A 17,206-nucleotide genomic window follows, 5' to 3' on the forward strand; every position below is an offset into this window, starting at 1 on the left:
GAAAAGAAAAAAGGTGGCCGACCGACCACCAAAAGGGAAACTGCTGAACATGACTAGGGGGTAGTAGTTAGGTATTCAATTTGATTACCGAGAACAGCAGTTGTAGTGCTAGTTTTGATAAGAGAGCTGCGTTTGGGCGCAGCTCTTTTTTTATTTGAGCAATGTTTACCAGAACAACCAAGCGAATAGAGTTAGTGCGCCAATACATGCAACGTTCAGCACCATACCAATTCGCATCATCTCTTTCTGTTTGATATGACCCGTTGCAAATACAATCGCGTTAGGTGGGGTTGCTACTGGCAGCATGAAGGCACAAGATGCAGCTACAGCAATCAGTGCTGATAGAATGACTGGCGATAGACCAAGCGCTTCTGCAATGGTGGCAAATACTGGCACCAATAACGCCGCACTTGCTGTGTTACTTGCAAATTCGGTTAGGAAAACAACGAACGCAACCACAGATAGAATCGTAAGTAGGACACCAGCTTGCTCAAGGAAACCAGCTAGACCGTTAGCCAAGAATACACTTGTACCTGTTGCTTTTAGTACGTTACTTAGACAGATACCGCCACCAAACAGGATCAAAACACCCCAGTCAGTTGTCTTTTCAATGTCTTTCCACTCTACTGCGCGAGATGCGCCAAGTAATAGAATCGCACCAATTGCAACGAGGGTATCGAACTTAGCAAAACCGCCAAGCATCGCGTTGATTGGTTTGCTGAAAATCCAGAATGTCACTGTTAATAGGAAAATCGCTAAGGTGATCTTCTTGCCGTTTGTCCACTCAACTGGCTGGTGGTCAAGTTCGAACGTGTGGCTTAAATCTGGCTTTGTCATGGTGTAAAGCACCAAGATCGCGATAGGCATCAGAATCAAAGAAATTGGTAAACCCAGCTCCATCCACTCTGTAAAGTTCAAACCGACTTCTGCAGCTGCGATAGCATTCGGTGGACTACCTACTAGCGTTGCGATACCGCCAATCGACGCACTGTAAGCAATACCAAGTAATACAAACAGGTAAGTGCTGTGACTCTTCTTCGCGTCTAGCTTGCTCATAACGCCTAGAACCAATGGCAACATCATTGCTGTCGTTGCGGTGTTTGAGATCCACATTGATAGACCTGCGCTCACACCAAACAACATGAAGACTGCGACAGACATTTTACCACGCGCAATGAGCAATACTTTGTCGGCAATCGCTTGGTCAAGCTTTTGCTTATGCAGCGCTGCAGCCAACGCGAAACCACCCAAGAACAAGAAAATGATCGAGTTAGAGAAGTTGTTTAGTGCTGCTTGGGTATTGAATACGCCCAAGAATACCGCGAGTAGCGGGATTAACAGGGCAGTGATGCTTACGTGAATGGCTTCCGTTAACCAAAGTACGGCAACGAAAATCAAAATACATAAGCCGGTTACGACTTGAGGCTCAAAGGGTAGGGTGTTGAACAAAATAGCGAACAGCAGGACATTAGACGTCAATATCATGCTGTTGCGTGTGAAGAACCAATTCTTCAGTGTCACAGCGAGTGCGGTCATGGGTTGTGCTCCTTTTGCATTGCCTTAGTGTTGGTTTTTTATGGCAAAGTAACTGACTTGTAGTTATTTATTGATTAAATGTTACTTCGGATGCAAAAGGGTGTTTTGCCTGAATCGACGGCAGAATAAGAAAGTGTGAGGTTGGGAATTGGAAATGGGTAGAAAGCTACCCATTTACTTTTAATGAATTGTTATCGGTGTGTAATGCGGAGCGAGAATGTTGAAAGCAACAACACTTTGGTCGACTTAATGAACCGGAATGTTACGTTCGTTTTCGATGATTTCTTGCTTTTCTTCCACTGTATCTTCGACCGCAACGATTGGCTCTTGAGGACCAAGGAAGCGCGGTTGCGTATTCATGATGTACAAGTCCAAAAACGCTTTCACACGAGCCATAAGTTCACGTGTTCGCATGTTGATCTTCTGCTTACTTGCCGTTGGTCCAGCTACGGCCAAACACTGCGCATCAATATTGTAAGCGTCAGCAATAAACAGCGCGCGTTCACAATGGAATCGTTGAGTGACAATCAAGAAGCGTTCAGAGGCGAATATCTTTTTAGCGCGAACGATGGAATCCAGAGTTCGGAATCCCGCATAGTCCAGATGAATCACTTCTTCTGGCACTCCTGCTTTTAGTAGATCACGTTTCATCGTCCACGGTTCATTGTAAGAGCGATGTGCGTTGTCCCCACTCAACAAAAACTGCTTCACTTTTCCTTGTTTGTACAGTTCGATAGCGGCGTTGATTCTGTGGGTGTAGTAAGTATTGAGGATCTTCCCAATGTATTTACTGGTGCCGAGAACGACTGCGACTTCATGCTTAGGCACTTGCTCGTAGTCGGTAAAGATTTCTTCTTGTGCTTGTAGCACGACCCAACGGTCAATAGCAATAATTGTGACGAAAAGACCGAGTAAAGAGATCGACAAAACCAAAGCCAGACGCTTCCATGAGAACTTGAGCTTCCACTTTGACTTTATGCGAGAAAACAGCAAAACGTTCGATGTCCTTATTTCAATGTGTATCCCTCATCATATCTGATAGAAATGAAAAGAGAGAAGCCCATTTATGCCAAAATATGGTTAGGATGAGAAAAAAGAGCATAAAAAACAAAAGCCCTCGGAGTGCGAGGGCTAATAATTATACAAAACGTCTTAAAGCTTAGAATGCTGTGCGTTTGTAACGACGGTAAACTGGTTGCCAGAATGCTTGGTCAATTGCATCATTTAGCGCTTCATCAGTGATTTCTAGCGCGACACCTTGCTCAATCGCCTTCTTCGCAACAGCGAATGCAATCTTCTTCGATACCAAATGAATTTCTTCTAGTGGTGGAAGCAGAGCACCGTTACCGTTGATCGCTAATGGTGAGCATGTTGCCAATGCGCGGCTTGATTCCATCAACATTTCGTCCGTTACGCGCTTCGCGTTTACTGCAAGTACACCTAAACCAATACCAGGGAAGATGTAGCTGTTGTTACATTGCGCGATAGGGTAAGTGTTGCCTTCATGAACCACTGGCTCAAATGGGCTACCTGTCGCGACTAGCGCTTCACCGTTTGTCCAACGAATGATGTCATTTGGCGTTGCTTCTACGCGGCTTGTCGGGTTCGAAAGCGGGAATACAATCGGACGCGCGCAGTGCTTGTGCATCTCTTTGATCACTTCTTCACTGAAGAGACCAGGGGCACCAGATACACCAATCAGTACGGTTGGCTTCGCATTGTGCATCACATCAAGAAGTGAGAAGCCATTTCCTTCATTTTCCCACTTCTTCGTGTTGTCGAACTTCTGAACCAAGCGCTGTTGGAAATCAAGAAGGTTAGGCATGCCTTCTTGCAACAGACCCCAACGGTCAACCATGTAAACTTGCGAACGTGCTTTCTTATCAGAGATTCCTTCCGATACCATTTGCGCGATGATCGCTTCTGCAATACCACAACCAGCAGAACCAGCACCCAAGAAAGTAATGCGCTGATCAGACAGTTTAGTGCCTGCCGCTTTACATGCTGCCAGTAGAGAACCTACTGTAACCGCCGCCGTACCTTGAATGTCATCGTTGAAACAACAGATGCGATCTTTGTAGCGCTCTAGAAGTGGCATTGCGTTTTTCTGTGCAAAGTCTTCGAACTGGATCAGGGCATCAGGCCAACGGCGTTGTACTGCTTGGATAAACTCTTCAACAAACGCATCGTAATCAGGACCAGTGATACGAGGGTGACGCCAACCCATGTACATTGGGTCTGCAAGACGTTGCGGGTTGTTAGTACCCACATCAAGTACGATTGGCAGTGTGTAAGCTGGGCTGATACCGCCACACGCTGTGTACAGAGAAAGCTTACCGATTGGAATACCCATGCCGCCGATACCTTGGTCACCCAAGCCCAAGATACGTTCGCCATCAGTGACTACGATAACTTTAACGTTGTGGTTTGCTGCGTTGTTTAGCAGGTCATCGATACGGTCACGGTTCGGGTAAGAGATGAACAGACCACGACCACGACGATAGATGTTTGAGAAGTTCTCACACGCTGCACCAACGGTTGGTGTGTAGATGATCGGCATCATCTCAGAAATATGGTTTTGAACTAGGCGGTAGAATAGCGTTTCGTTCGTGTCTTGGATGTTGCGCAGGTAAATGTGCTTGTCCATGTCACTTTCAAAGCTTTTGTACTGTTGGTACGCACGCTCTACTTGCTCTTGGATGGTTTCAGTTGTCTCTGGTAGAAGACCTTCCAAGTTGAATGAACTACGTTCTTCTCCGGAGAACGCACTGCCCTTGTTCAAAAGAGGGGTCGCTAAAAGAGCCGGACCCGCATATGGGATATAGAGTGGGCGCTTGTCGTTGTTCATTGGGTGCCTTAAATGTAGGGTTGAAGGATGCGTGCAAAATTCTAACGGGTTCACTATTTAGTTGTAAACATTCGTTGATGCACATCAACGTAATGTCGCAAAAAAATCCAATTCCCGACGAAAATATCGTCACTGAAACAATAATACTGTCATTAAATGGCCAGAAACGATTCCTAAAGCAGGAATTTCTCACTCAGGTATAATGCCTCGCAATCCATTATCACGTTCTTATCTTTTATGTCTCAATTACCTATCGATAGCTTACAAGCGGAATTTGACCAACTCGTGAATCACCATCATTTGGTGGTTGAGGCCGAAACCGGCTCAGGTAAATCCACGCGATTGCCACTTTGGGCAGCAAATCACGGTCGAGTATTGGTGATTGAGCCACGCCGAATCGCTTGTACCTCGTTAGCTGAATTTCTTGCCGAGCAATCTGGTCAACCTTTAGGTAAACAGATTGGCTACGCGATCAAGCTTCACGCTCACTATGATGAAAAGACTAAAGTCGTGTTCGTGACGCCCGGTGTTGCGCTGCGTTGGTTCGCGGAAGACAAACTGGCTAGCTTCGATATCGTGATGGTGGACGAATTTCATGAACGCCGCTGGGACATTGATCTCCTTACCGCGATTTTAAAGCAAGAAAAACAGCACCGTCTGATTGTCACGTCAGCCACTTTAGAAGGTGAAAAGCTGGCGAACTATTTGGATGCCAAGCGCCTGCGATCAGAAGGTCGTTGTTTCCCTGTCACCGTGACTCATCGCTCAATGGACAGTCGTTACTTGCCGAACAAGAAAGGGTGTGAGAATGATGTTGTGCGCACGGTAAAAGAAGCACTCGAAGATGAAGAGGGCGATATTCTCGTTTTCTTACCGGGTCGAAAAGAGATCACTCAATGTGCACAAATGCTGCAAAGTATTGATGATGTGATGGTCGTGAAACTGCATGCATCGGTGAGTGATGAAGAGCGCCATCGTGCGTTAACGGTACAAAAGCAACGTAAAGTGGTGTTGGCAACCAACGTCGCAGAAACCTCTCTGACCATTCCAAACATCCGCGTGGTCATCGATAGTGGTTTGGAACGCAGAACCGTGCAACGAAATGGACGGACAGCCCTGACGTTAACCAACATTTCCAAAGCCAGCGCGGCGCAGCGAATGGGTCGAGCAGGCCGTGTTGCTGAAGGGGCGTGTATTCGCTTGTTTGGTGAGCATGCACCGTTGGAACTGGTGACGCCGCCTGAATTGCATCGTGAAGAACTGGTAGAACCAATGCTCGCTGCGGCTTGTTGTGGATATAGACTTTCCGAACTTACCTTCCTCGATTCTGTACCTGAAAAGTCACTTAACTCAGCACTCCAAACCCTGCAGGGGATGGCAGCGATAGACGAGCAAGGTGACATCACCGAGCACGGTAAAAAAGTTTACCCTCTACCAATTGATGCCTTGTTTGCAGACTTAGTGACTCGCATCCAAACCAAATCAGAAAGAGAAGCAATGATCGATTTAGCGGCAGCGCTTTCTGTGCCCGCTCAGTTGTACCAATTGCAAGGCGGTGAGTCTGCCGAAGCATTAGCTCAAGAAGAACCATTTGGCTGCGATGCCTCGCTGATGATTCGTTTGGTGCGAGGGGAGCAGCTTCCTGGCGTTAATGTTGACGCAAGCGTGCTTGAGGAAGCGCAAGGTTTAGCAAAGCAAATGCGAGAAGTGTTTGAATTGCCGGATCTTGAAGTCGCATCGCGATACAAACGCGATGAATTGACCAAAGCCATTGCCACGTTACATCCAGAGCTTGTATTTGTGCGCCGAGAACGACGTCGTGACGCGCTAGGCAATGGTTTGATGGAAATGATGGTTGGGCGTAATAGCCGCTTTCCGGAAAAAAGTGAAGCAGCTGTGGTGCTAGATAGCCACAGCGTACCCGGACGAGGTGTAAAACAGACGCTCAATCTTGCCTCCGTAATGCTACCTGTATCCCTCAATCTGCTGCGCGAATTAGAGCTTGGTGAGTGGCAACAAGGCGAAACCAATTATGAGGAAGAAGCCCCTCGCGCGACCATGCATTTGATCTATGCAGGACGAACCATTTGTACGGAATATCAAGCGCTTGAAGGCGAAGTTGCCGTCCAATCTATCGTTGAGATGATTGAAGACGAAACGCTATTACCGGGTTTTGCTTCATTGAGAAAACAACAAATTCAGCATTGGAAGATCTATAACGCGCTTGGGTTAAATCCTGAGCCTATCGATAACACGGAACTCGACGGTTTGTCTTTCACTACTTGGTTGGTCGAGCAACTGGAAACGCTTGGCGTAGAAAGTGTGGAAGATATTGAGCTGTTTGAAGCTGAAGACATCCCATTCGAAGGCATTCCAGACTGGGAATATCAAGACTTTGCTGAGCAGTTCCCTTTAAAGTTGATCTTGGCGGAACTGAAACTCGATGTGGAATACTTTGTGTCTCGCAAACTGGTTCATGTCATTTACACCGAAGGCAGCCGAAAAGGTGACCCGAAACGTTGGGAGTTACCTCGCTGGGCTGGTTGGAAAGTGCAGTACAAAAAAGCCAGTCGTGTGCTTGATGTAAAATAAGGATATTTATAAGCCGGAACGATAATTGCTTCAATCCGTTTCCCTTGCAGTTTATGACCTGATTATTAGGTGATAAGGAATGAATTTGCCGCTCCGGTTGAGCGGCGTGAAGGAAAACGATGAAGTATAAAGCGATTCCACTATTGCTATGTCCGGTACTAGCGTACGGCAAAAGCATCACACACATCTCAACATACGAAGACAACTACGTTCTGGGTACCTATACCACAGACATCAATCAAGACGCCTACAACGAACTCGGTTCAGATATGGACTCACTTCAGCAGTTTGAAGTGAAGTTTCAAATCTCGGCTTCTATCCCATTCTACCGATTCAGTTCCGGTACGGCTTTAATGGGGTCTTACACGCAAAAGTCTCTCTGGCAACTTGCTAACTCTGACATTTCTTCTCCGTTCAGAGAGACCAATTACAAACCTCAAGTGTTTCTTGCACATCAATCAAACATGCTGTTATTCAACCACTTAGAAGTGGGGTACAAGCATGAGTCAAATGGCCAATCAAGTAAGCTATCTCGCAGTTGGGATCGCCTGTATATCGCGGCAGAGCGTTTTTCTGGTCCTGTTGAATACGGTGCGCACGCTTGGTGGGTGGTCACCACCGAAAATGATGACATGGAAAACTATTATGCACCCTATGAATTGTGGGCAAAGGTCTACACTGGTGCTGGTGTGTTTAATACCCGAGGCTTCTATAACTTTGCCGATGATAAAGGTGGCGTAGAATTGGGGTACACCTTGTACTTCAATGACATCTTAGGTTTGTATGTTCAGGGCTACCATGGCTATGGTGAAACCTTGATTGATTACGACCATTCACAAACGCGTGTTGGGCTTGGGATCAGGTTGGTTAACTTATAACGCCGATCTGCTTGTATCCCTTGTTGCCCCTTAGTTTTAGTTTGGCGTTTAAAATATTAATCAATTGGATGCTTATATATGGCGAAGCTGTACATCATTTGTTACAAAGCTGGTTTTAATATTTCCTTTTGAGGTTAAATTAGGGCATAAAAGACCATTGTTTTATATCCTATTGCTATATCAAAATAATTGAACGATATTTTGTATATCTCATTTCAGAGTGTCGAGGCATAGGATGGAGCAACAAGGAAAGACATGCATTGAATTCGACTACACAAGCTTCCTAGGGGCAACGGGAAGTAAGAAGTGGACCTTCTTGGAGGCATTCGCCACCATCGCTCCCATTTTTGGCCTGATGTGGAAACAGAACATCGCGGAGTTAAGCCAACCAGAGGATCGCCTTTGGGATGCTGCCTTAAAATCGATGTCTTCTCGTCAGAGCGATGAATCCAATCTAGTGATGTTGGTGAAGCTAGCAAAACACGAAGGGATCCATGAATTACGTGTAGTTATGCCTTATTCGTTAGACTCAAAACAAATAGAGTACATTGAATCTCGAAGTAAACTAAAAGTAGAAACTGCAGAGCAAGATGTGCTTAATTTGAAGCTCTAACACCCAAGGAACATTTCCCCCAAACACAAAAGCGACCTGCAACGGTCGCTTTTTTTATGTTTGTTCTATTGATTCTATAAATTAGTTTTCAATTTGTTGGAACTGTGATGAATATAGAGTATTTACACTTAAGGTAACAAAAAATTAACATCAAGAAATGCAATTGTCATAACTAGCTTCTAACTTAATGTTTTTTAGAGTAATTAGCCAAACGACCCCAATGCCTAAATTGGCTCGTTACTCAGCGCAGGAAAACGCGCATCGATAAAAACACAATAACAAAGGAAGTTACTATGTCATTGTCTCGCAGAGACTTTATAAAAGTCGTCTCTTCAGGAGCCGTTGCTACCACGCTGACCGCTTGTGGGAGTGAGGATAACAATACCGTTAATGCTGCCTCATTCGAGCATGGCGTCGCCAGTGGTGACCCAACTCAAACTCAAGTGATAATCTGGACACGCGTGACTACGCAGGCGAGTTATGTCGATGTCTCTTGGCAGGTGTCTGCAACGGAAGATTTTTCTAGCATCGAGCAAAGTGGCACTTTTACCACAGATACCAGTCACGATTTTACGGTTAAGGTCGATGTGCAAAACCTTAATCCAAGCTCCCAGTACTACTACCGATTCATGGTGGGAGAGAATACGAGCATCGTTGGTATGACACAGACCTTACCGGAAGGCAGCGTGAGCAAAGCATCTATGGCAGTCGTGTCTTGCGCAAATTATCCGGCGGGGTATTTCAACGTATACAAAGAGATTCTTGTTCAGCATCAAAAGGAAGCGTTCGATGTGGTTTTGCATCTCGGTGATTACATTTATGAATACGGCGCTGGTGGTTATGCGAGCGAAGATGCAGCTGCGCTAGGTCGTGAGCCGAGCAAAGGCACAGAGTGTATTAGTTTAGATGATTATCGAAAGCGCTATGCTCAATATCGCCAAGATGAAGACCTGCAAGCTCTACATGCGGCGCTACCAATGATCGCGGTTTGGGATGACCACGAGTTAGCTAATGATGCATGGAAAGAGGGAGCGGAAAACCATCAAGACAATGAAGGCAGCTTTAATGACAGACGCGCCGCGGCAGCAGCAGCTTGGACTGAATGGCTCCCTGTGCGAGAAAACACCTTCTCAAACATGCTGATTTATCGTCAGTTTGCCTTTGGTGACTTAATCAATCTAATGATGCTCGACACTCGATTGGTAGGCCGCGACCAGCCTTTGGATTATTTCTCCCTAACCGAACCAACAATGGAAGCAATTGGTAGCCTAGTCGCTCAGTCACGAAGTACTGAAAGAGAACTGCTTGGCACAGAGCAATTAGCTTGGTTGATGAATGCGTTTAATAGCCAAAATGCAAAGTGGAATGTGCTTGGACAGCAAGTGCTGATGTCACGTATGGAGCTTCCGAGTTCGGTCATGTTGGCGATGTTCCAGCTCTTTACCGCAAGCGATGATCAGAAGGTGGACGCATTATTGGCAGTGAACAATGCAATCGCAGGTTATCTTGCCGATCCAAGTTCGGACATGATTAAGCTGCCGTATAACCTCGATGCTTGGGATGGTTATTACGTCGAACGTGAGCGCGTTTATGAAATTGCTAAAGCGAGCTCTGGCAACTTTGTGTGTTTGGCGGGCGATACACATAATGCATGGACTAGTGAGTTGAAGGATGTGTCGAACAATCCTATTGGCGTTGAGTTCGCGACAAGTTCGGTCAGTTCGCCGGGCTTGGAAGAATATTTAGCGTTGGAGCCGGTTGCGATTGCTCAGATGGAATACTCATTACCGAACTTGGTGTCTGAACTGCAATGGACGGACATTAAGCAACGCGGTTTCATGCGCGTGACCTTTACGCCAGAGAAAGCACAATCAACGTGGTACATGCTTTCCAGCATTAAAGACAAAAACTATCAAGTGACAACCAAGTCGGCATCCACAACGGATGGTCTGACGCTCGATATCGAGTAGGGCAGCTAACGATTACGTTCTAAACGACCGTGCTTGAAATAAGAAAGTCCGCACGTGGCGGACTTTCTTGTTGGTTAATCTAGTAATTCAGCATAGAAGCTGGCTTTAGTCGATTAGACCGTATTCTTTGCTCAAGATTTCGATGATCTCTGCTTTTGGATTATCGCTCAACTTGATTGGTTGCCCTGTAATTTTTTCTGCAATGCCGATATACGTGCGAGAGATATCCATCAAAGACTCCACTGGCAGGTCGTTATCACGAGCAAGGGCTTCACGCTCTGGCATGCGTTCTTTGTTAAGCAGAATATCAGGATCAGGGAAGTGGTTTAGCAAGAACTGACGGAAACCTTCTTTCGAGTTCTCAACGATGTTACCTGCTTGGTATTCTTTCGTATCCCAAATACGTGACGAATCAGGCGTACCGACTTCATCCATGTAAATTAGCTTTTCGTTACCGGCAGCGTCGTGCACGTAACCAAATTCAAACTTAGTATCTACGAACGTTTGGTCAACGGCTTCAAGCGCATTGCTGATCACGTTAAAGCCTTCTTTCAATAGCTTTTCGTACTGTGCAATGTCTTCTGCACTTGAGAAGTTGAAAGCTTCATAGTTATCCACGATGTTTTGGCGAGTGATGTTCACGTCATCCGCCTCAGGAACGCCTGGAATACCTTTCAAGATACCTTTGGTTGAAGGTGTCATTAGCAATTCAGGTAGCGCTTTATCTTTCTCAAGACCTTCTGGAAGTTGAATGCCACAGAATTCACGCTCGCCATTTGCGTAGGCACGCCACATAGAACCGGTGATGTACTTACGGCAGATTGCTTCAATCTTAACGGGCTTCGCTTTTTGTACGATCCAAACGAATGGGTGAGGGATGTCCAAGATATGACTATCAGCAAGGCCGTTGTCTTTGAACAATTTGAACCAGTGGTTAGAGATCGCGTTGAGTGCAGCGCCTTTACCCGGAACGCCTTTGAGTCCACCTTCGCCGTGCCAGATACAATCGAATGCAGAGATACGGTCACTGATCACCATGATGGCCAGCGGGGCATCAGGAGCGACATCATATCCTTTTTCTTTGATCAGTCGTGCGCTGTCTTCTTCAGTTAACCAGTAAACAGAGCGAACTTTTCCGCTGTGAACAGGCTTGTGGGTGCGAATTGGCAGGTCGTCATTGACGGCAAGTACTTGATTAGCAAGGCTCATTGCGACATTCCTATCATCTTAATCAAACGTCATAAAGAGAAGATATCCAGCGAAAAGAACACGCTGAATAAATCGAATGAGGGCATCATACCAGAACTATTTTAACTCGCCAGAGAAAAAGCAAACGTTTGCCTTAATTTGTTAAAGCACAAAAAAAGCCCCCTTAAAAGGAGGCGAGATGCAGGATGGATAACGTCGATCTTGTTAGTGGTACTTGTTCACTCTGCCTTCGACGAAAAAGACTTCACACTGATAACGTTGAGCAATATCGCGAAGCATTGATTGATTCATTAGGGCAATCTTGTTCGATGCGACGACAGCGCTAGCGTTACCAGACTGAATAGCTTTAATCACGATTTCCACTTCAGAAAGCTGTTGAGACGGCTTCATCTGAATGATGTTTTGACAGCGAATGTTGGAAGCAGCAAGTTGCTCAAAATCAGGACGAGGGCACTCAGCGGTAAACAGAATCCATTGCTGTTGTTGAGACAATACTGCCAACTTAGAAAGAAGTTGGTCAGACACATCCATAGGTTGTGTTGCTTGTGCCAATACGTTGTAGCGAGAGTATGTATGAGATTGAGTTTGTAACTGCATCTTACTGTTCCTTTATACATGCTGTATGTGTATACAGTAGTTTGTTTTTGATACCTGATCAACCGATTTTTATGAATGGAGTTGAAAAACTTTCCCGTACTTATGACTTGGTTTTTGTCTAAGTTATTGAAATTAAAATGTAAAGTTTGGATTTTGATATGTTTGATAAACATGGTGAAATGTGAAGTTACCTGCATTCCGGAGCTGTATATACCGGTGATTACTACTGTATATACAGTAATTTCGGCTTAGCTATACAGTGGCTTTAACCGGTTTATACAGTGCTTTTTCGTGATGGCACACAGTAGTGTTAGTGCTTTTGAGGGAGAAGAAAGGAAGAGAAAAAAGAAAGGCAGAGGCTGAACGTTCAAGAAAGCGCTTTGCTTTTACAGACAACGATAAAAAGCAGGCTGCGAATACGCAGCCTGAAAATACAAGGATCGATGTTTAATAATGGTTAGAATTCGGTTTTTGCACGCGCGATTTCTGTTTCAAATTGGCCGATGTTGCCAGCTCTTACAAGCTGAACCATAGTTTGAAACATGGTGCGAATTTGTTCGATGTTACCTGAATTGGCACGGGAGCATAAACTGCCAAGGTCGGAGTTTGCTAATCGCAATAATCGACTTTTGTTAGGGCCAGAGACTTTTCTTTTAATTGTATTTTTCAAAACCATCAACTCGCCAGTTGCAACGGCTTCAGGAGGCTGGCTAGCAATAATTGCTTCCGCTTCATCTGTGTACATATGGTCACCTGTTTTTTGTTTGAGCGACAAAACTATACTCCAGATGTATCGTAGGTTTGACCCGCTGACAGGGAAAACCATCGACATCACTATGAAATAAGTGACACTGTTTTTAATAGGTCAATTAATAGCCGATTTGAGAGTGTGAGAACCACCAGAGGACTAGAGAATGTGATTGCGGAGTGTTTTGGTTGTGGGGGCTTCACGTTTTAATGAAGGATCAAAAAAGCGCCTTGTGATAAGGCGCCCTTGAAAATCAGTTCCGTTGATTTGTTCTATTTAGCTTGCTCGTTGTTCCAAACGCTCGCGCATTTGCAATTCGCCTTGGTTGAATAGGCGGACATCGATTTTCGCGATGTCGTAGCAAGAGCTGCATGAACGATGGTATTTACCATCTACGTAATCATGACGAGTTACAAAGCTAGGTTTTTTACACCAGTCACAGGTGCCTTCTTCAGTGAACATTGATTTTCTCCCCACCTACATAAATTTGAGTCGCTAGGTGTTATTTTTCGCCCAGCATTATGGCATATAAAAGATGGTCAAGTTAAATGTCTGTTAATTTGTTTGAGAGGGAGATCGATTGCGAGCCTTTATTTTCTAGGATGAAAAGCTCGCGAGATAAAGGTGTGTGGCTAAGTTTTACTCTTTTGTAACATTTTGTGAAATGGTTTTAAACGCCTGATTTAAACGCTTCATCTCTTCTTCACTTCCCCTGGAATCAGGATGGTAGAGTTTAGATAATTGTCTGTAGCGCAACTTCACTGCTTTACTGTCTGGAATAGTTTGCGGGGTATAGCCAAACATTGCACAAGCGACGAGAAGTTTTTGGTTCTCAGATTGACCTTTTATCTTCTTGAACTCTTTAAATACTTTTTCGAGTTGGCGCTTAAGTTGTTTATTGGCGAACTGAAGTTCTTTCACTTGTGTCTCTAATTGCAGAGAGCGGGGCACTTCATTTGCTGCAGTGGCTTTGGCCTTTTGTGTGTGCCTGCGGTAACCGAATGCTCCGCCACCAAGAAGTAGAGCAAAGCCTAGAGCGCCAGAGGCATACCAAACGCTGGAGTTTTCAGCTTTCTTCGCTTGTTGAATTTCAATGGTCTCTTTCTGTTCTTCGTCTGTAGCTTGCTTATCCAACTCTACAATCTCAGAAACTTGTTTGGCCCTGAGTTGATTGAAGCGATCTTCCAAAAACTGGTTATAGGCTTCTTCTGCCTGAGGGTTCTTAAGTGCAGACAATTGATACCAAGCTTCGACAAGATCAGAGTTCGATACTTCCGCTTGATGGTGTTGGACAAAGTCGGCCAACAAAAAGCCACGGTCGGTAGGATCGTTTAACGCAACAGAAGTGAACCAATAAATCGCTTGGGTGAAATCCGTGTTGCCAGTTAAACCACGAGCGTAATCTTCTGCTAATTGTTTTTGAGCAGGTAAGTAACCTTGATGTGCCGCTTGTTCCAGCCAATAACGTGCGTCAGTCGGTGATTCTGGATTGGGTTTCAATGCCAGTTGCTGCGCAAGGTCGAATTGGGCTTCAGGTTGTGTCGGGTTCTGAGAAGCAAATGCAGTGCTTGTAAGGCAGGCACTTAAAGCAAAGGTGAGGGCAGTGGTTCTGAAAGACATTGGGTATGTCAGGTCTAGCGAACGACGCTAGACCTGCTCCGGTAATAATTGTTATTACCGATATGGTGCAACCAAATTACTTCAGTGGCAAGATCTGGATTTCAACACGACGGTTGCAAGCACGACCTTCAGAAGTTTGGTTTGAGCAAATTGGGTTACGCTCACCGTAGCCACGTGCGATAGCGCGACCTGGTGCAACGTTTTGTGATACTAGGTATTGACGTACTGACTCAGCACGACGCTCTGATAGCGTTTGGTTGTAAGAATCGCTACCTGTGCTGTCTGTGTAACCATCGATCACAAGGCTTGTGTCTGGGTATTCAACTAGGATACGAGCCACACCACGTAGTGTGTTGTGGATGCTTGCGTCTAGTTGGTAAGAGCTTGAAGAGAAGCCAATGCCGTTTTCCATGCGAAGAAGCAGTTGGTTTTCGCCAACACGTTCAACTTGTACGCCAGAGTTTAATAGAGCACGACGCAGTTCCGCTTCTTGTTGGTCGAAGTAGTAACCAACACCAGCGCCTGTAGCACCACCAGCTGCTGCACCAATCAATGCGTGTTTACGACGTTCTTTAGCGTCGTCACCAGTCGCAAGACCAATTGCTGCACCCGCAATCGCACCGATAAGCGCACCTTGCGTAGTTGAGTTAGTTTCGTATTCACCTGTAGTTGCGTTTTGGCGTTGTGTTGCTTGACAGCCAGTAAGAGCCAGCACTAGCGCAAGTGCAATAGACATCTTTTTCAAGGGAAAATCTCCGTATAAGCCGAGGCGCAAGTGCGCCTCATAATGGGATGTGAATTATGGAATAGAAGGTATAGATATTTGTTATGCGAACGTCAGATTGATAGAAGCTTTGTAAGCTTTTTCTTATAGTTGGCGATGTTGTAATCAGTTCCAGAGTTATTTAGAAGGGTTATCCAACATTTTTCTCGCCTGCTCTCCGCCAACACCTCGGTTGACGGAAACTTTGCGGCCTTTTTTCAAGCCAACTTCATAATCTGCAGTGATGTTCTTCATCGCTTCCTTGAGCTGTTTCTTGAACGTCTCGCGGTCGATGTTCTTAAATTCTTTATCAATGTAGTTATTGATTTTGTTTGCGGATTCTTCGTCTGGTGAGATCACAGGTAGCTTTTCGAGCGCGCCCTCTACCCAACCAGAAACAAACGAGTTAACACGACGCGTTACTTCCATTGAAGAAGTGCCTGAACCCGCGAAACTATTGCGGAACTGTCCGGTGCTCTCGTTCATCTCACGATAGATAATATCAAAGGCAAAAGCCGCAAAAATCGCGCGGTCTGCTTCACCGATAAACTCTACTCGTTTAAGCCCTTTATGGTTCAAAAGAACCGCCTCAACACCGAACTTAGTATTGATGCCGCGAATCACGCGCAATATCGTCGAGCTAATGCTTGCTGGCAAGAGGTGTGAAGACTGAGTCTTACCCATCTTGATAAACTCAATATCGTCCTTATCCAAGCCATATTTCAGCATGAGACGATGCGCCATCTTGATAGCGTTCGCCGCTTCATTAACGTTGGCGGAGTTGCCCAGTTCTAAACACTTGGCGATTTTTTTCAGAGCTTTTTGTTTATCCATCGACGACCAGTACCGGGAACTGAAAATTTAGGAAGTCGGATATATTACCTTTTTTGATGGAAAAACGGAATAACGATGGAGAGGGAAAACTGTGCTGCAAAAAGAAAGCCCCTTATGGAAAGAGGCTTTGAGAAAGGTCGTTGTTTGACAATATTACAGACCAAGTTGGTCTAGCAGATCGTCCGCATCACTTTTTGAGCTTGCTGATTCTGCTGCTTTTTTGTCAGCCATACTTTTGCGAGTGGCTTCTAAAATATCGTCCGGGCTTTCATCTTCAGCCACTTCAAACTCTTCAAGTTGGATAAACTCGGTCTTGTCCATCGCAAGTTCTAGGTAGAAGATATTATTGTTCTCTGTAGAGAAGGTGACTCGGCGCGCTTGAGGACGGTCTAGATTGGTATCAACTTGCAGGATCACCTGTTTGTTGAGCGAAAGCATTTTTGGTTGGTTCTGCGTGATGTTGGTCTGAAGCTCTTTACGAATCTTATTCGTGAAGTCGCCAACCAATTGGTTCATAAGCTCACCAAGCACATCGCCCACTTCATCTGAAGTGTGTGAGATCGCTAACTCTTCCTCAGGCATGCCCATATTACGCATGTAGTTGGTGTAAATCTCTAAGGCCGCTTTTGCTGTAAAGTTAATCACAACAAGGCCAGTGAAGCCCCCATCAAACAATACAAAACAACCAAAATCCGGCTTGAGGCTGGTTTTGTTGATCTTTTGCACCATTGCAGAGTAGTTAACTTGAGAAGAGGTTGCTGAAGTAAGTACGCCAGAAACCGACTGGCAAAGTTTTAGAAGGATATCTTCAGTGGTTACAACTTTATTTTTTTTCATCCTGAAAGCTCATATTGAAAGGCTATTTCTTTTTCAATGTAAGGCATCAAGCGTTATAAAATAAAGCATAAGTTTAATTCTTGTATTGAGATTCTGATTTGAACGCCTTTTTAAATGTTGTAAAGTGACGTAATTCAAAGAAAACAACCTCATTCATACCT

Annotated in this window: 15 protein-coding genes; 4 read left to right on the forward strand and 11 right to left on the reverse strand. The window is 45.1% G+C overall.

All coding sequences use genetic code 11. The features are described from left to right. Positions 1-165: 165 nt before the first annotated feature. The 3 genes from KIT90_RS04280 to KIT90_RS04290 all read right to left on the reverse strand — a co-directional run bounded on the left by KIT90_RS04280 (position 166) and on the right by KIT90_RS04290 (position 4,384). The gene (locus KIT90_RS04280) at positions 166-1,536 is read right to left on the reverse strand and encodes a DASS family sodium-coupled anion symporter (protein WP_005443284.1); all 1,371 of its coding nucleotides are present in this window, start codon (positions 1,534-1,536) and stop codon (positions 166-168) included. A 246-nt stretch (positions 1,537-1,782) separates the two neighbouring features. Further along, positions 1,783-2,529 carry a vancomycin high temperature exclusion protein gene (locus KIT90_RS04285; protein ID WP_005443283.1) on the reverse strand — a complete coding sequence of 249 codons (747 nt, stop codon included), beginning with the start codon at positions 2,527-2,529 and terminating at the stop codon, positions 1,783-1,785. A gap of 166 nt (positions 2,530-2,695) precedes the next feature. Beyond that, a complete protein-coding gene (locus KIT90_RS04290) occupies positions 2,696-4,384 on the reverse strand; it encodes an NAD-dependent malic enzyme (protein ID WP_009705856.1) in 1,689 nt (562 codons plus the stop codon). Between the two features lie 237 nt (positions 4,385-4,621). Between KIT90_RS04290 and KIT90_RS04295 the strand changes: the two genes are divergently transcribed. From KIT90_RS04295 to KIT90_RS04310, 4 genes are all read left to right on the forward strand, one after another. Then, positions 4,622-6,976, forward strand: a complete 2,355-nt coding sequence (locus KIT90_RS04295; RefSeq protein ID WP_285375540.1) for a helicase-related protein — start codon at positions 4,622-4,624, stop codon at positions 6,974-6,976. 119 nt (positions 6,977-7,095) lie between these two features. Further along, entirely contained in the window at positions 7,096-7,854 is a 759-nt protein-coding gene (locus KIT90_RS04300) for a phospholipase A (protein WP_005443280.1), read from the forward strand. Between the two features lie 235 nt (positions 7,855-8,089). After that, positions 8,090-8,467, forward strand: coding sequence for a hypothetical protein (locus tag KIT90_RS04305; RefSeq protein WP_005443279.1), 378 nt, complete (start codon positions 8,090-8,092; stop codon positions 8,465-8,467). A 293-nt stretch (positions 8,468-8,760) separates the two neighbouring features. Beyond that, positions 8,761-10,437 carry an alkaline phosphatase gene (locus KIT90_RS04310; RefSeq protein ID WP_285375550.1) on the forward strand — a complete coding sequence of 559 codons (1,677 nt, stop codon included), beginning with the start codon at positions 8,761-8,763 and terminating at the stop codon, positions 10,435-10,437. Positions 10,438-10,542: 105 nt separating this feature from the next. Here KIT90_RS04310 and KIT90_RS04315 read toward each other — a convergent pair whose 3' ends face one another. The 8 genes from KIT90_RS04315 to KIT90_RS04350 all read right to left on the reverse strand — a co-directional run bounded on the left by KIT90_RS04315 (position 10,543) and on the right by KIT90_RS04350 (position 17,045). Beyond that, positions 10,543-11,646, reverse strand: a complete 1,104-nt coding sequence (locus tag KIT90_RS04315; RefSeq protein ID WP_078607375.1) for a phosphoribosylaminoimidazolesuccinocarboxamide synthase — start codon at positions 11,644-11,646, stop codon at positions 10,543-10,545. A 204-nt stretch (positions 11,647-11,850) separates the two neighbouring features. Further along, the gene (locus KIT90_RS04320; protein ID WP_005443276.1) at positions 11,851-12,243 is read right to left on the reverse strand and encodes a SulA-like leucine-rich domain-containing protein; all 393 of its coding nucleotides are present in this window, start codon (positions 12,241-12,243) and stop codon (positions 11,851-11,853) included. 457 nt (positions 12,244-12,700) lie between these two features. Continuing rightward, complete coding sequence (locus KIT90_RS04325) at positions 12,701-12,988, reverse strand: hypothetical protein (RefSeq protein ID WP_039841096.1); 288 nt, start codon at positions 12,986-12,988, stop codon at positions 12,701-12,703. A gap of 279 nt (positions 12,989-13,267) precedes the next feature. Then, complete coding sequence (locus KIT90_RS04330; RefSeq protein WP_009705862.1) at positions 13,268-13,453, reverse strand: hypothetical protein; 186 nt, start codon at positions 13,451-13,453, stop codon at positions 13,268-13,270. A 177-nt stretch (positions 13,454-13,630) separates the two neighbouring features. Continuing rightward, positions 13,631-14,611 (reverse strand): J domain-containing protein, encoded by a 981-nt coding sequence (locus KIT90_RS04335; protein ID WP_285375552.1) that lies wholly within the window; start codon positions 14,609-14,611, stop codon positions 13,631-13,633. A gap of 76 nt (positions 14,612-14,687) precedes the next feature. Beyond that, positions 14,688-15,347, reverse strand: a complete 660-nt coding sequence (locus tag KIT90_RS04340; protein WP_005443271.1) for an OmpA family protein — start codon at positions 15,345-15,347, stop codon at positions 14,688-14,690. Positions 15,348-15,512: 165 nt separating this feature from the next. Then, positions 15,513-16,208 (reverse strand): DUF2786 domain-containing protein, encoded by a 696-nt coding sequence (locus KIT90_RS04345; protein WP_005443269.1) that lies wholly within the window; start codon positions 16,206-16,208, stop codon positions 15,513-15,515. A gap of 153 nt (positions 16,209-16,361) precedes the next feature. Continuing rightward, the gene (locus KIT90_RS04350; protein WP_009705865.1) at positions 16,362-17,045 is read right to left on the reverse strand and encodes a DUF3334 family protein; all 684 of its coding nucleotides are present in this window, start codon (positions 17,043-17,045) and stop codon (positions 16,362-16,364) included. Positions 17,046-17,206 lie beyond the last annotated feature (161 nt).

Source organism: Vibrio sp. B172a (genome assembly GCF_030248355.1).
Taxonomy (GTDB): domain Bacteria; phylum Pseudomonadota; class Gammaproteobacteria; order Enterobacterales; family Vibrionaceae; genus Vibrio; species Vibrio owensii.